The 15930-nt window shown below is 62.9% G+C and carries 9 protein-coding genes; all 9 read left to right on the forward strand.

The window, feature by feature from the left end; all coding sequences use genetic code 11:
• The first annotated feature begins 4 nt into the window (after nucleotides 1–4).
• Nucleotides 5–2416, forward strand: coding sequence for a circularly permuted type 2 ATP-grasp protein (locus tag RG540_RS15380; protein ID WP_038589556.1), 2412 nt, complete (start codon nucleotides 5–7; stop codon nucleotides 2414–2416).
• Nucleotides 2416–3297, forward strand: a complete 882-nt coding sequence (locus RG540_RS15385; RefSeq protein ID WP_038589559.1) for a transglutaminase family protein — start codon at nucleotides 2416–2418, stop codon at nucleotides 3295–3297. Before RG540_RS15380 ends, RG540_RS15385 begins: the two co-directional genes overlap by 1 nt.
• Nucleotides 3298–3504: 207 nt before the next feature.
• Complete coding sequence (locus RG540_RS15390; protein WP_162182806.1) at nucleotides 3505–4665, forward strand: vWA domain-containing protein; 1161 nt, start codon at nucleotides 3505–3507, stop codon at nucleotides 4663–4665.
• A 198-nt stretch (nucleotides 4666–4863) separates the two neighbouring features.
• Nucleotides 4864–7326, forward strand: a complete 2463-nt coding sequence (locus RG540_RS15395) for a glycogen/starch/alpha-glucan phosphorylase (protein WP_038589564.1) — start codon at nucleotides 4864–4866, stop codon at nucleotides 7324–7326.
• Nucleotides 7326–9536 (forward strand): 1,4-alpha-glucan branching protein GlgB, encoded by a 2211-nt coding sequence (gene glgB, locus RG540_RS15400; protein WP_038589566.1) that lies wholly within the window; start codon nucleotides 7326–7328, stop codon nucleotides 9534–9536. Before RG540_RS15395 ends, glgB begins: the two co-directional genes overlap by 1 nt.
• Before the next feature lie 19 nt (nucleotides 9537–9555).
• Nucleotides 9556–10818 carry a glucose-1-phosphate adenylyltransferase gene (glgC, locus tag RG540_RS15405; RefSeq protein ID WP_038589568.1) on the forward strand — a complete coding sequence of 421 codons (1263 nt, stop codon included), beginning with the start codon at nucleotides 9556–9558 and terminating at the stop codon, nucleotides 10816–10818.
• Between the two features lie 6 nt (nucleotides 10819–10824).
• Entirely contained in the window at nucleotides 10825–12282 is a 1458-nt protein-coding gene (gene glgA, locus RG540_RS15410; RefSeq protein ID WP_038589571.1) for a glycogen synthase GlgA, read from the forward strand.
• A gap of 2 nt (nucleotides 12283–12284) precedes the next feature.
• A complete protein-coding gene (locus tag RG540_RS15415; RefSeq protein ID WP_038589574.1) occupies nucleotides 12285–13913 on the forward strand; it encodes an alpha-D-glucose phosphate-specific phosphoglucomutase in 1629 nt (542 codons plus the stop codon).
• A gap of 4 nt (nucleotides 13914–13917) precedes the next feature.
• On the forward strand, nucleotides 13918–15864 hold the full coding sequence (gene glgX / locus RG540_RS15420; RefSeq protein ID WP_038589577.1) for a glycogen debranching protein GlgX: 1947 nt from the start codon (nucleotides 13918–13920) through the stop codon (nucleotides 15862–15864).
• Nucleotides 15865–15930 lie beyond the last annotated feature (66 nt).

Genomic DNA, 15930 nt, shown 5'->3' on the forward strand with positions numbered 1-15930 from the left:
CCCGATGTCCAAGGCACCGGCAACCGAACGCAAGGCAAAAGAGGGGATCGCTCGCGATCCCCTGCTTGGTTATGCGGCGCTGCCGGGCGTTGCCGACGAGATGCTCGACGCGAACGGCCAGATCCGGCCGGTCTGGCGTAACCTGATCTCCCATCTCGGCCGCATGACCGAAGGCGAGCTGCGCGAGCGTTTCGCCCGCGCCGACCGTTACCTGCGCGATGCCGGCGTTTTCTACCGCACCTACGGCGCTCAGGGGAGCGGTGAGCGCAACTGGCCGATCAGCCATGTGCCGGTGCTGATCGACGGCCGGGAATGGGAAACCGTCTGCAAGGGCCTCGTGCAGCGCGCCAATCTTCTGGAAGCGCTGATTGCCGATATCTACGGTGAGAACAAGCTGGTGCAGGAAGGTTTCCTGCCGCCGGCGCTGATTGCCGGAAATTCTGAATTCCTGCGCCCGCTGGTCGGCGTCAAGCCGGTCGGCGGCCATTACCTGCATTTCTGCTCCTTCGAGATCGGACGCGGCCCGGACGGAAACTGGTGGGTGCTTGCCGACCGTACCCAGGCGCCGTCGGGTGCCGGCTTCGCGCTGGAAAACCGCGTCGCCACCACCCGCGCCTTCTCCGACATCTATGCCGAGAGCCATGTCCATCGGCTGGCCTCCTTTTTCGGTGCCTTCCGCGATGCGCTGCAGTCTCACAAGCAGCACCCGGACGACCGCATTGCCGTGCTTTCGCCCGGTCCCGCCAACGAGACCTATTTCGAACACGCCTATATTGCCCGCTATCTCGGCTTCATGCTGCTCGAAGGCGAGGACCTGACGGTCGTCAACGACCGCGTCATGGTTCGCACCGTCGCCGGCCTCAAGCCGGTCGGCGTGCTCTGGCGCCGTCTCGATGCGGCTTACGCTGATCCGCTCGAGCTCAACCAGCACTCCCACATCGGCACCCCCGGCATGGTCCAGGCGCTGCGGGCCGGCGCGCTCACATTCGTCAATGCGCTCGGTTCCGGCATCCTCGAAACCCGCGCGCTGCTGGCCTTCGCACCGACCGTCTGTCGGCGGCTGATCGGCGAGGACCTGATCATGCCCTCGATCGCCACCTGGTGGTGCGGCCAGAAAAAGGAACGCGAGCACGTCGCCAAGAATATCGAGCGGATGGTCATCGGTCCCGCCTATTCGCGGTTGCCCTTCTTCGACGACAACGGCCAGTCGGTGCTCGGCTCGTCGTTGCGCAAGACCGCCAAGGAAACGGTCGGCGAATGGCTGGCGACCGAAGGCGCCAAATTGGTCGGCCAGGAGGTGGTGACGCTTTCGACGACGCCCGTCTATGTCAACGGCAAGCTCACCCCGCGGCCGATGTCGTTGCGCGTCTTCGCCGCCCGCACCGAACACGGCTGGCAGATCATGCCGGGCGGTTTTGCCCGCATCGGCGCCGGCGACGACGTGGCGGCGATCGCCATGCAGTCCGGCGGGGCTGCGGCCGACGTCTGGATCGTCAGCGACAAGCCGGTCGCGAGGGCGACGCTTCTGCCGCCCGAGGAGAGTTTCACCCGCAACATGCCCGGCAGCCTGCCGAGCCGCGCCGCCGACAATCTCTACTGGTTGGGGCGGTATATCGAGCGGGCCGAAGGGGCGCTGCGCATCCTGCGCGCCTGGCACCAGCGTTATGCCGAATCCGCCGATCCGAACGCGCCGCTGCTCGCCGACGTCACCCGTTACCTCAAGGGCACCGACATCGAGATGGTGAAGGCGGTGCCGGCAACGCTTTTGCGCAACATCGACAGCGCCATCTATTCGGCAAGCAATATCCGCGACCGCTTCTCGCCGGATGGCTGGCTGGCACTAACAGACTTGGCCAAGACCGCCCGCCGCTTCCACGACACCGTGCATGCGGGCGACGACGCCTCGCATGCCATGACCATCCTGCTGCGCAAGCTCGCGGGCTTTGCCGGTCTGGTGCATGAAAACATGTACCGTTTCACCGGCTGGCGTTTCCTGTCGATCGGCCGTCATCTCGAACGTGGCATGCACATGACCCGCCTGCTCGGCCACATGTCTGGCCCGGATGCGCCGGACGGCTCGCTCGACATGCTGCTTGAGATCGGCGACAGCGTCATGACCCATCGCCGCCGCTACAACGTCGCCACCGCAAGGCTGACGGTCGCCGACCTCTTGGGGCTCGACCCGCTCAATCCGCGCTCGATCCTCTTCCAGTTGAACGAGATCCGCACCGAGGTGGAACAGCTGCCGAACGCCTTCGTCAACGGTCAGATGTCGCCCTTTTACCGCGAGGCGATGCGGCTGCATTCCGGCCTTGCGGTGATGACCCCGGAAGGGATGAGCGAGGAGACCTACCGCAAGCTCGAACAGGAGATGGAGAAGCTGTCCGATATTCTCGGCCAGACTTATTTCAGCTGATGCTCTACGACCTCTCGCTCCACATGGGCTATACCTACGACGTGCCGGCCTCCGGCGCCCGCCATGTCATCCGCCTGCTGCCATTGTCGCTGCCCGACCGGCAGCGGCTGATCGCCGGCTCGATCACTGTCGGCCCGAATGCCGAGGAGCGCACCACCTTCGTCGATTTCTTTGGCCAGTCGGCGACCTCCGTGCTGCTGCGCGCGCCGCACGAAACGCTCGACATCCGCATGCAGGCCCGCGTCATGGTGGAAGCCACCTCGATGACCGCGGACCTGTCGCCGGAACTGACGACGCTCGCCGACGAACTGGCGGATTTCTGGTCTGTCGATGCCGCCTCGCCCCATCACCTGACGGGCGCAAGCCCGCGCCTTGCCGAGGAGCCGCTGATCGCCGCCTATGCCCGCGAGATCGTCAGGCCCGGCCAGACGGTGCGCGAGATCGCCCTTGCCGTTTGCGCCCGCATCTACAAGGACTTCACCTACGACGCCAAGGCGACCAATGTCGACACCACGCCGAAGGAAGCCTTCCGGCTTAAGCGCGGCGTCTGCCAGGATTTCACCCATATCATGATCGTCGCGCTCCGCAGCCTCGGCATTCCGGCCGGTTATGTCAGCGGCTTTCTGCGCACCATCCCGCCGCCGGGCAAGGAACGCCTCGAAGGCGCCGACGCCATGCATGCCTGGGTGCGGATCTGGTGCGGCGAGACCATGGGTTATATCGAACTCGATCCGACCAACAACATCCCGGCCGGCAGCGACCACATCGTCGTCGGTTACGGCCGCGACTATTCCGACGTCGCCCCGGTCATCGGCATGCTTAAAGGTTACGGAAATCAGAAAGCCGAACAGGCCGTCGACGTCATTCCACTGAAATCGTGAAATCCCGCCCCGTTTTGGCGCTGATTGTTGTAGTTCGCTAAAATTGCAGCGAATGGTTTAGGCCTTCCTATACCCGACAGGAATACACCCACAGATGTTCAAATGAATTGAACGGATCTGGGGGCTATGATGAGGCACACGCTTTTTGGGCGGTTGGTAAAGGACCGCGCAGGTAATTTCGGTATCATAACGGCAGCCATGCTTCCCGTGCTGCTGGCTGTAGGCGGTGTCGCGGTCGATTTGACCCACGTGATGGAAGAAAAGAACAAGCTGCAGGCGCTCGCCGACAGCGCCACGCTCGCGGCGGCGGCGGCCATGGCCGACAAGGGCACCATGACGGTTGAGGAGGCTCAGACCCTCGCCAAGAATTTCCTGCTTGGCCCCAAAAAGGCCGACATCCGGAACTCCGGCCTGCCCACCGCCGAACAGGACGCCCAGATCGCTAAGATCGAGAAAGACACCACAGCCCTTGCGACCATCGCGACGGCCTCGAACACGGCGGCCAGTTACGAAGTCAGCATGAAGTCGGCCTATGACGTGCCGCTGACGGGGCTGACGTCGTTCCTCGGCTTCACCGCCATGCGCGTCAGCGTCGACAGCAAGTCCGCGAGCGGCCGCGAAGGCAATGCGCTCTCCATGTATCTGGCGCTCGACGAATCGGGCTCGATGGCCTGGGATACGACGACGGTCGACCCGACCAACCCCACCAAGCAGGAATCCTATGATTGCACCGTCAACTGGTGGCAACCGAAGACCTGCACCAGGACCGTGCCGAACTACCTGTCCAAGATGCTGTCGCTGAAGACCGCAGCCGCAGTGATGTTCGCGGAGCTCAAGAAGGCCGACCCCAACAGCGAACTGATCCGCGTCGGCGCCGACAGCTACGACGACAAGACCAAGACCGAACAGAAAATCGATTGGGGCACGACCGCCGTGTCCACCTATGTCAACAAGCTGCCGGCCGTGCCGGACGGCGGTACCGACGCCAGTGGCGCGATGACCAACGCCTTCAACGCGCTGAAGGCCGCCAACGCCGCCGAAAAGACCGCGCACGACAGCAAGAAGAACACCTCTTTCGAGCGTTTCATCGTTTTGATGACGGATGGAGAAATGACCGGCAACAGCTCGAGCTGGAACAAGACGCTGGATACCAAGGTGCGTGGCATCTGCGATCAGGCCAAGACCGACGGCATCAAGATCTACACGATCGCCTTCATGGCCCCGGCCAATGGCAAGAGCCTGCTCGAATACTGCTCGAGCGGCAAGGCCGAATATTATTACGAACCGGACGACATGACGACGCTGGTCGAGAGCTTCGGCGAGATCGCCCGCAAGGCCGCCAAGACGGGCACCCGCCTGACCAACTAAACCTGCCTTCCAGAAAGGCCGCAAAACGCCCCGCCTTCACCGGCGGGGCGTTTTTCGTTGGTCTTGTCCAGCCGATACACGCAAAGATAAATCGGTCATTGCGCAGTGTCATAACGGTGCATAAACTGTCTCTATACATCATGCCAGATGGACTGAATCGGACGCCCTTCCTCCCGCTCCCCAGAAAGTTGGCGACATATGAACAACACGTCTTCTCCGGTCGAAATTCCTCAGCCGGCCCCCCGCAGCTCTCGCCCCGAAATCATGGCGGAAGAGATCATCGAGCGCCTGACCTACCGTATCGGCAAGGACGCGAAGGTGGCGAAGCCCCACGACTGGCTGACCGCCACCATCCTGGTGGTGCGCGACCGCATCATCGACACCTGGATGGAATCGACCCGCAAGGTTTATAGAACCGGCGGCAAGCGCGTCTATTATCTGTCGCTCGAATTCCTGATCGGCCGTCTGATGCGCGACGCGGTCAGCAACATGGGCCTGATGCAGGAAATCCGCGACGCACTGTCTTCGCTCGGTGTGGATATCGACGTGATTGCGGTTCTGGAACCGGATGCAGCACTCGGCAACGGCGGCCTCGGCCGGCTCGCTGCCTGTTTCATGGAGAGCATGGCGACCGTCGACATTCCGGCCTATGGCTACGGCATCCGCTACGTCCACGGGCTGTTCCGCCAGCAGATGGCCGATGGCTGGCAGGTCGAGCTTCCGGAAAGCTGGCTTGCCCACGGCAACCCCTGGGAATTCGAACGCCGCGAAAGCTCCTACGAGATCGGTTACGGCGGCACCGTCGAGACGGTCGGCGGTTACGACGAGACGCCGCGTTACGTCTGGAAGCCGGCCGAACGCGTCATCGCCATGGCCTATGACACGCCGGCAGTCGGCTGGCGCGGAAAGCGCGTCAACACGCTGCGCCTCTGGTCGGCCCAGCCGATCGACCCGATTCTATTAGACGCCTTCAACGCCGGCGACCACATCGGCGCCCTGCGCGAAAGCAACAAGGCCGAAAGCCTGACCCGTGTCCTCTACCCGGCCGACGCCAACCCGGCCGGCCAGGAACTGCGCCTGCGCCAGGAATTCTTCTTCTCGTCCGCCTCGCTTCAGGACATCCTGCGCCGCCACCTGCAGCAATATCCGGACTTCACCAACCTGCATGAGAAGGTCGCGATCCAGCTCAACGACACCCACCCGGCCGTGTCGATCGCCGAGCTGATGCGTCTCCTGACCGACATCCACGGCATGGATTTCGAGCAGGCCTGGTCGGTCACCCGCCAGACCTTCTCCTACACCAACCACACGCTCTTGCCGGAAGCGCTGGAAACCTGGCCGGTGCCGCTGTTCGAGCGCCTTCTGCCGCGCCACATGCAGATCGTCTATGCGATCAATGCCCTGATCCTGATCGAGGCGCGCAAGCAGAAGAGCTTCTCCGACACCCAGATCCGCTCGATCTCGCTGATCGACGAAAGCGGCGACCGTCGCGTCCGCATGGGCAACCTTGCCTTTGTCGGCTCGCATTCGGTCAATGGCGTCTCGGCCCTGCATACCGACCTGATGAAGGTCACGGTGTTCGCCGACCTGCACACGATGTATCCAACCCGCATCAACAACAAGACCAACGGCATCACCCCGCGCCGCTGGCTGATGCAGTGCAACCAGGGCCTCACCTCGCTGATCCAGGAAGCGATCGGCGACGAGTTCCTCGACAATACGGACGCCTTGCAGGGGCTCAATGCCCATGCCGACGACAAGACCTTCCAGGAGAAGTTCGCCGCCGTGAAGCGGGCCAACAAGGTGCAGCTTGCCAATCTCGTCGGCAGCCGCATGGGCATCCGCATCGATCCGTCGGCAATGTTCGATATCCAGATCAAGCGCATCCACGAATACAAGCGCCAGCTTTTGAACATCATCGAAGCCGTCGCCCTTTACGACCAAATCCGCTCGCATCCGGAACTGGACTGGGTCCCGCGCGTAAAACTGTTCGCCGGCAAGGCGGCGCCGAGCTATCACAACGCCAAGCTGATCATCAAGCTCGCCAACGACGTGGCTCGCACCATCAACAACGACCCGGCCGTCCGCGGCCTGCTGAAGGTCGTTTTCGTGCCGAACTACAACGTCTCGCTCGCTGAAATCATCGTTCCGGCCGCCGATCTTTCCGAACAGATCTCGACCGCGGGCATGGAAGCATCCGGCACTGGTAACATGAAGTTCGCGTTGAACGGCGCGCTGACCATCGGCACGCTCGACGGCGCCAATGTCGAGATGCGCGACCATGTCGGAGAGGAAAATATCGTCATATTCGGCATGACAGCCGACGAAGTCGCCAAGGTCCGCGAAGAAGGCCACCAGCCCCGCGCCATCATCGAGAAGTCGCGTGAACTGGCCCAGGCGCTCAACGCGATCGCGACCGGTGTCTTCTCGCCGGACGACCGCTCACGCTTCACCGGCTTGATCGACGGCATCTACAATCATGACTGGTTCATGGTCGCTGCAGATTTCGACGCCTACGCGGAAGCCCAGCGTAACGTTGACCAAATCTGGTCCGACCCTAAATCCTGGTATTCGAAGACAATTCGCAATACCGCCCGGATGGGATGGTTCTCCTCGGACAGAACTATTCGTCAGTATGCGTCGGAAATCTGGAGAGCCTGATGAAAAAATCGCCGCGCGTCGATGACGGGAGAGCCCCAGGCGAGATTCCGTTATCCGAGATCGAGGCGATTTTGGAAGGCAGGCATACCAATCCCTTTGCCGTCCTCGGGCTCCACAAGCTCGGGGATGGTTTTAGGGTCCGCTGTTTTGTGCCCGGAGCGGAAGCGGTCACCGCTCTTTCGCTGAATGGCACCGAACTCGGGGAACTGAAGCGCCGCCACGACGCCGGATATTTCGAAGGCGTCGTCAACGCCACCCACCTCCAGCCGATCCGTTACCGCGCCCGCCGTGGCGATGACGAATGGGCGGTGACGGACCCCTACACGTTCGGCCCGGTGCTGGGGCCCATGGACGACTATTTCGTCCGCGAAGGCTCACATCTGCGCCTGTTCGACAAGATGGGCGCCCATGCCCTGAAACACGAGGGCGTCGACGGTTTCCATTTCGCCGTCTGGGCGCCGAACGCCAAGCGCGTTTCCGTCGTCGGCGACTTCAACGGCTGGGACGGCCGCCGGCACGTGATGCGGCTGCGCGTCGATACCGGCATCTGGGAAATCTTCGCCCCCGACGTGCGGGCTGGCTCCGCCTACAAGTTCGAGATCGTCGGCAAGAACGGCAAGCTCCTGCCGCTGAAGGCTGATCCCTATGCCCGGCGTGCCGAACTGCGGCCCGACACCGCCTCGGTCACCGCACCGGAACTCTCCCAGAAATGGGACGACGACGCCCACCGGGAATTCTGGGAAAAGGCGGACCACCGCCGCCAGCCGATCACCATCTACGAAGTGCATGCCGGCTCCTGGCGCAAAAAGCCGGACGGCTCCTTCCTCTCCTGGGACGATCTCGCTTCGGAACTGATCCCCTATTGCACCGACATGGGCTTCACCCATATCGAATTCCTGCCGATCACCGAACATCCTTTCGACCCGTCCTGGGGTTACCAGACGACCGGGCTTTTCGCCCCGACGGCCCGCTTCGGCGAGCCGGAAGGGTTTGCCCGCTTCGTCAACGGCTGCCACAAGGTCGGTCTCGGCGTCATCCTCGATTGGGTGCCGGCGCATTTCCCGACCGATGCCCATGGCCTGCGTTTCTTCGACGGTACCGCACTTTACGAGCATGCCGACCCGCGCCAGGGCTTCCACCCTGACTGGAACACCGCGATCTACAATTTCGGCCGCAACGAAGTGCTCTCTTACCTCGTCAACAACGCGCTCTACTGGTCGGAAAAATTCCATCTCGACGGCCTGCGCGTCGATGCCGTCGCCTCCATGCTCTATCTCGACTATTCGCGCAAAGAGGGCGAATGGGTGCCGAACGAATATGGCGGGCGCGAGAACCTCGAAGCGGTGCGCTTCCTGCAGAAGATGAACTCGCTTTCCTATGGCGCCCATCCAGGCGTGATGACGATCGCCGAGGAGAGCACGTCCTGGCCGAAGGTCTCGCAGCCCGTTCACGAGGGTGGCCTCGGGTTCGGCTTCAAGTGGAACATGGGTTTCATGCACGACACGCTGAGCTACCTGCAGCGTGAACCGATCCACCGTAAACACCATCACCACGAACTCACCTTCGGCCTCCTCTACGCCTATTCGGAGAATTTCGTCCTGCCGCTGTCCCACGACGAAGTGGTGCATGGCAAAGGTTCGCTGATCGCCAAGATGGCCGGCGACGACTGGCAGAAATTCGCAAACCTGCGGGCCTATTACGGTTTCATGTGGGGTTATCCCGGCAAGAAGCTGCTGTTCATGGGCCAGGAATTTGCCCAGTGGAGCGAATGGAGCGAAGCCCGCTCGCTCGACTGGAACCTGCTTCAGTACCATCCGCACGAGGGCATGCGCCGCTTGGTGCGCGATCTCAATTTCTGTTACCGCTCGAAACCCGCACTGCATGCCCGCGACTGCGAGGGCGAAGGTTTTCAGTGGCTGATCGCCGACGACGCGGAAAATTCCGTCTATGCTTGGCTGCGCATGTCGCCGGGAGAAAAACCGGTGGCGGTAATCAGCAATTTCACCCCTGTCTATCGTGAGAATTTCCGTATCCCCTTGCCAATCGAAGGCAGATGGCGGGAAATATTGAATACCGACGCCGAGATCTACGGCGGCAGCGGCAAAGGCAATGGCGGTCGCGTTCACGCTGTGAACGCGGGAGGAACCATCCAGGCCGAAGTCACGCTACCGCCGCTCGCGACGATCATGCTCGAACTGGAACAAGCATAAGGGACCTTGGGAGGGAACGATGAACGAAAAAAGAATTCAGCCTCTGTCGCGCGATGCCATGGCCTATGTGCTTGCCGGCGGTCGCGGCAGCCGATTGAAGGAACTCACCGACCGCCGCGCCAAGCCGGCGGTCTATTTCGGCGGCAAGGCGCGCATCATCGATTTCGCGCTCTCCAACGCTCTGAATTCCGGCATCCGCCGCATCGGGGTGGCGACGCAGTACAAGGCGCATTCGCTGATCCGCCACATGCAGCGCGGCTGGAACTTCTTCCGCCCCGAGCGCAACGAGAGCTTCGACATCCTGCCCGCCTCCCAGCGCGTCTCCGAGACGCAATGGTACGAAGGCACCGCCGACGCCGTCTTCCAGAACATCGACATCATCGAGGCCTATGCGCCCGAATACATGGTCATTCTCGCCGGCGACCACGTCTACAAGATGGACTACGAATACATGCTCCAGCAGCATGTGGATTCCGGGGCGCAGGTCACCGTCGGCTGCCTCGAAGTGCCGCGCATGGAGGCAACCGGCTTCGGCGTCATGCACGTAAACGAGAAGGACGAGATCATCGCCTTTGTCGAAAAACCGGCCGATCCGCCCGGCATTCCCGGCAATCCGGATTTCGCGCTCGCCTCGATGGGCATCTACGTCTTCCACACAAAATTCCTGATGGACGTGCTGAAACGCGACGCGGAAACCCCCGGCTCCAGCCGCGATTTCGGCAAGGACATCATTCCCTATATCGTCGAGCACGGCAAAGCGGTCGCCCATCGGTTCGCCGATAGCTGCGTTCGGTCCGATTTCGAGCGCGAACCCTACTGGCGCGACGCAGGCACGGTCGACGCCTACTGGCAGGCCAATATCGACCTGACGGAAATCGTTCCCGGGCTTGATATCTATGACAAATCTTGGCCGATCTGGACTTACGCGGAAATCACCCCGCCGGCGAAATTCGTCCATGACGACGAAAACCGCCGCGGCTCGGCAACCTCATCGGTCGTGTCAGGCGACTGCATCATTTCCGGTTCGTCGCTCAATCGCAGCCTGCTGTTTACCGGGGTGCGCGCCAATTCCTATTCCCGCCTCGAGGGCGCGGTCGTGCTGCCGAATGTCAGGATCGGACGGCGCGCGCAGCTTCGCAATGTCGTCATCGATCACGGTGTAACCATTCCCGAAGGCCTGGTGGTCGGAGAGGATCCCGAACTCGATGCGAAACGTTTCCGCCGCACCGAAACCGGCATCTGCCTGATCACCCAGTCGATGATCGACAAACTGGATCTGTAACGCGTTATGCAAGTGCTTTCGGTCGCGTCCGAAGTCTATCCGCTCGTGAAGACCGGCGGGCTGGCCGATGTGGCCGGCGCGCTGCCGCTTGCCCTGAAAGGGCATGGTGTTTCGGTCAAGACGCTGATGCCCGGTTATCCGGCGGTGATGCGGGCCGTCAAGGGCGCCAAGCTCCGCCTGGGTTTCGAAAACCTGCTCGGCGCCAGGGCCGACCTTCTCGAAGTCGAGCATCAGGGACTCGATCTCCTCATCCTCGATTCGCCGGTCTTCTTCGACCGCCCAGGCGGCCCTTATGCCGATGCTACCGGCAAGGACCATTTCGACAACTGGCGTCGTTTCGCAGCCCTCTCCAAGGCCGGCGCGATGATCGCCCAAGGCGCCATGGCGGACGGCGATGGCGGCTGGCGGCCTGATATCGTCCACGTCCACGACTGGCAGGCGGCGATGGTGCCGGCCTACATGCGTTATTCCGACGAGCCGGAAGTGCCGACGCTCACCACCATCCACAACATCGCCTTCCAGGGCCAGTACGGCGCCGACATCTTCCCCTATCTCGATCTGCCGGCGCACGCCTTTAGCATCGAAGGTGTCGAATATTTCGGCGGCGTCGGTTTCCTGAAAGCCGGGCTGCAGACGAGCTGGGCAATCTCGACCGTCAGCCCTTCCTATGCCGAGGAAATCCTCACCCCCGAATTCGGCATGGGTCTCGAAGGCCTGCTGACGATCCGCCAGGGCGATCTGCACGGCATCGTCAACGGCATCGACGCCGAGATCTGGGACCCGGCGACCGATCCCGCCGTGAAGGCCCACTACAATGCGACGACGCTGAAGATCCGCGCCGAGAACAAGCGGGCGGTCGCCGAGCGCTTCGGCCTCGACCAGGAGGCCGGGCCGCTCTTCTGCGTCATCTCACGTCTCACCTGGCAGAAGGGCATGGACCTGCTCGCCGAGACGCTCGATGACCTCATCGCGATGGGCGGACGGCTCGCCGTGCTCGGCTCCGGCGACCGGGCGCTCGAAAATGCCTTCCATGCTGCCGCCAAGCGCCATCCCGGCAAGGTCTCCGTCCTCTCCATCTATGACGAGCCGCTCTCCCACCTGATGCAGGCTGGTTGCGACGCGATCGTCATCCCCTCGCGCTTCGAGCCCTGCGGTCTCACCCAGCTCTACGGCCTGCGCTACGGTTGCATTCCGGTCGTCGCCCGCACCGGCGGTTTGAACGACACCGTCATCGACGCCAGCCACGCGGCGGTCGCCTCCAAGGCCGCGACGGGCATCTCCTTCAGCCCGGTCACCACCGACAACCTGCGCCGGGCGCTTCGCCGCACCGTTGGCCTCTACCACCAGCCGAAGGTCTGGACGGGGATGCAGAAGCAGGGCATGAAATCCGACGTCTCCTGGGAAAGAAGCGCCGGGCTTTATGCCGGCCTCTATACCAGCCTCATTGCCAAAAAAGGATCATAACCATGATCAAGACCGTTTCGACGACACCCTTTCAGGATCAGAAGCCGGGCACGTCCGGCCTGCGCAAGAAGGTTCCGGTCTTCGCGCAAGTGAACTACGCGGAGAACTTCATCCAGTCGATCTTCGACAGCCTCGAAGACTTCGCCGGTCAGACGCTGGTGATCGGCGGCGACGGCCGCTACTACAACCGCGAAGTCATCCAGAAGGCGATCAAGATGGCCGCGGCCGCCGGCTTCGGCAAGGTCATGGTCGGCCAGGGCGGCATTCTCTCGACACCTGCCGCCTCCAACATCATCCGCAAGTACAAGGCCTTCGGCGGCATCATCCTCTCGGCCAGCCACAATCCCGGCGGCCCGACCGAGGATTTCGGCATCAAATACAATATCGGCAATGGCGGTCCGGCCCCGGAAAAGATCACCGACGCGATCTTCGCCCGCTCCAAGGTCATCGATACCTATAAGATCGCAGAGGTCGCCGATCTCGATCTCGATGCGATCGGTACTTTCGACGTCGCCGGCATGACGGTCGAGGTGATCGATCCGGTCGCCGACTATGTCGAGCTGATGGAGCAGCTGTTCGACTTCCCGTCGATCCGCGCCTTGATCGCCAGCGGCGTCAATGTCGTCATCGATTCGATGGGCGCCGTCACCGGCCCCTATGCGCGGCAGATCCTCGAAACCCGCCTCGGCGCCCCGGAAGGCTCGGTGCGCAACGCGGTTCCGCTGCCGGATTTCGGCGGCCACCACCCGGACCCGAACCTCGTCCACGCCAAGGAACTCTATGACGACGTGATGAGCCCCGACGGACCGCATTTCGGCGCCGCGTCAGACGGCGACGGCGACCGCAACATGATCGTCGGCAAGGGCATGTTCGTTACCCCCTCCGACAGCCTTGCGATCATCGCCGCCAACGCCACCGTCGCTCCCGGTTACGCCCGCGGCATCGCCGGCATCGCCCGCTCCATGCCGACCAGTGCCGCCGCCGACCGTGTCGCCGAAAAGCTGAAGATCGGCATGTACGAAACCCCGACCGGCTGGAAATTCTTCGGCAACCTGCTTGACGCCGGCAAGGCGACTGTCTGCGGCGAGGAAAGCTTCGGCACCGGCTCCGACCACGTGCGCGAAAAGGACGGCCTCTGGGCAGTGCTCTTCTGGCTGAACATCATGGCCGCCCGCAACGAAAGCGTCGAGGAGATCGTCAAGTCGCACTGGGCCGAATACGGCCGCAACTACTATTCCCGCCACGACTACGAAGAGGTCGATTCGGACGCCGCCAACCTGCTGATCATCGCCCTGCGCGACAAGCTGGCGACCCTCCCCGGCCAGTCGTTCGGCGCGCTGAAGGTCGCAACTGCCGACGACTTCGCCTATCACGATCCGATCGATGGTTCCGTCTCCAAGAACCAAGGCATCCGCATCCTCTTCGAAGGCGGCTCCCGCGTCGTCTTCCGCCTCTCCGGCACCGGCACGTCGGGCGCCACGATCCGCGTCTATGTCGAGCGCTACGAGCCGGACGCGTCCCGTCACGCGATCGACACGCAGGAGGCGCTCGCCGACCTCATCGCTGTTGCCGACCAGATCTCCGATCTGCGCAAGAGGACAGGCCGCGACAAGCCGACCGTGATTACCTGACCCTATGGCAAAAACGGCGATCCAGGGCGGCGTGACTTTAACGGCAGACGGCGCGGATTTCGCCGTCTGGTCGCACCATGCCGAGCGGATCGAGCTCTGCCTTTTCGACGCCGAGGGAAAGAAGGAAACCGCCCGCCACCGGCTGGTGCGCGGCCGGGACGACATCCACCGCATCTCGGTGCCGGCACTCGGTGCCGGCGCCCGTTACGGCTACCGCGCCTGGGGTGCCTACGATCCCGATAACGGCTCCTGGTTCGACTCCTCGAAACTGCTCGTCGACCCTTATGCCCGCGAACTGGACCGCCCCTTCCGGCACGACGCCCGGCTCTCGATGTTCGGCGTCGACACCGCCGATCTGGTTCCAAGGGCGATCGTCACCCGCGATCCGCTCGCCAAGATCGGCCGGCCGATCCTGCCGCCCGGCGGCTTCGTCTACGAGGTCGCGGTCAAACCCTTCACCATGCTCCATCCAGCGATCCCGGAAAAACAGCGCGGCACGGTCGCAGCGCTTGCCCATCCCTCGATCGTCGCGCACCTGAAGAAGATCGGCGTCGATGCCATCGAACTGATGCCAATCACCGCCTGGATCGATGAACGCCACCTTCCCCCGCTCGGTCTCACCAACGGCTGGGGCTACAATCCGGTTGCCTTCATGGCGCTCGACCCGCGCCTCTGCCCCGGCGGCATCAGGGAACTGCGCGAGACGGTCGCGACGCTGCACCAGGCCGGCATCGGCACCATCCTCGATCTCGTCTTCAACCATACCGGCGAGAGCGACCGCTTTGGCGCGACACTCTCCATGCGCGGCATCGACAACCGCTCCTATTACCGCCATGTCCACGGCGAGCCCGGCCATCTGGTCAACGATACCGGCACCGGCAACACGGTCGCCTGCGACCACCCTTATGTCCGCCGGCTGATCGTCGATACGCTCCGCCATTTCGTCGTCCATGCCGGCATAGACGGTTTCCGTTTCGACCTCGCTCCCGTCCTCGGCCGCACGGAAGGCGGCTTCGACGCCAAGGGCGAGACCCTGAAGGCGATGATCTCCGACGAGGCGCTGAAGGACCGCATCCTGATCGCCGAACCGTGGGATATCGGGCCCGGCGGCTACCAGCTCGGCAATTTCCCGGAACCCTTCCTTGAATGGAACGACCGCGCCCGCGACGACATGCGCCGCTACTGGCGCGGCGACCAATGGACGACCGGCGCGCTCGCCACGCGGCTTTCCGGGTCATCGGATATTTTCGAAAGGTCCGGCCGCAGCCGCACCGTCAACTTCCTCGCCGCCCATGACGGCTTCACGCTGATGGATCTCGTCTCCAACGAGCACAAACACAACGAGGCGAACGGCGAACAGAACCGCGACGGCCACGGCGAGAATTTCTCCTGGAACAACGGCGTCGAAGGCGAGACCGAGGATGCGGCGATCAACGAGAACCGCCGCCGCGATGCCGCGGCCCTCATCTCCACCCTGTTTGCCAGCCGCGGCACGGTGATGCTCACCATGGGCGACGAAGCCGGACGCAGCCAGCGCGGCAACAACAATGCCTATTGCCAGGACAATGTGATCACCTGGTTCGACTGGAGCAAGATTGACAAGGTGCTCGTCGAACACACCGCCATACTCGCCGCGCTTCGAAAACGCTTCGCGGTCTTTTCGGAAACCTCCTTCTTCGCCGGCAACGGCGATGTCGAATGGCTGTCCACCTCCGGCAAGCCCATGGAGGTCGGCGACTGGGAAAATCCCGGCAACCCGGTGCTCGGCATGGTGCTGAAGACGCTCGACCGACAGACCGACAGGGACACCCGCATCGCCATCCTCTTCAACCGCGGCCACGAGCAGGCCAGCTTCGCGCTTCCCGGCTGGGGATGGAGGCATTTCGCCTCCCGCGAGCTGTGGAATCAGGTGCTTCCCGCCCGTTCCGTGCGTTTCTGCATCGAGGAATGACGCGCCGCAAAAACCGCTCGCCAACCAGGGCAAACCCTGTAAAGTCCGGCAGCTATTGAGCATTTT

It is taken from the genome of Neorhizobium galegae bv. orientalis str. HAMBI 540, assembly GCF_000731315.1.
GTDB lineage: Bacteria > Pseudomonadota > Alphaproteobacteria > Rhizobiales > Rhizobiaceae > Neorhizobium > Neorhizobium galegae.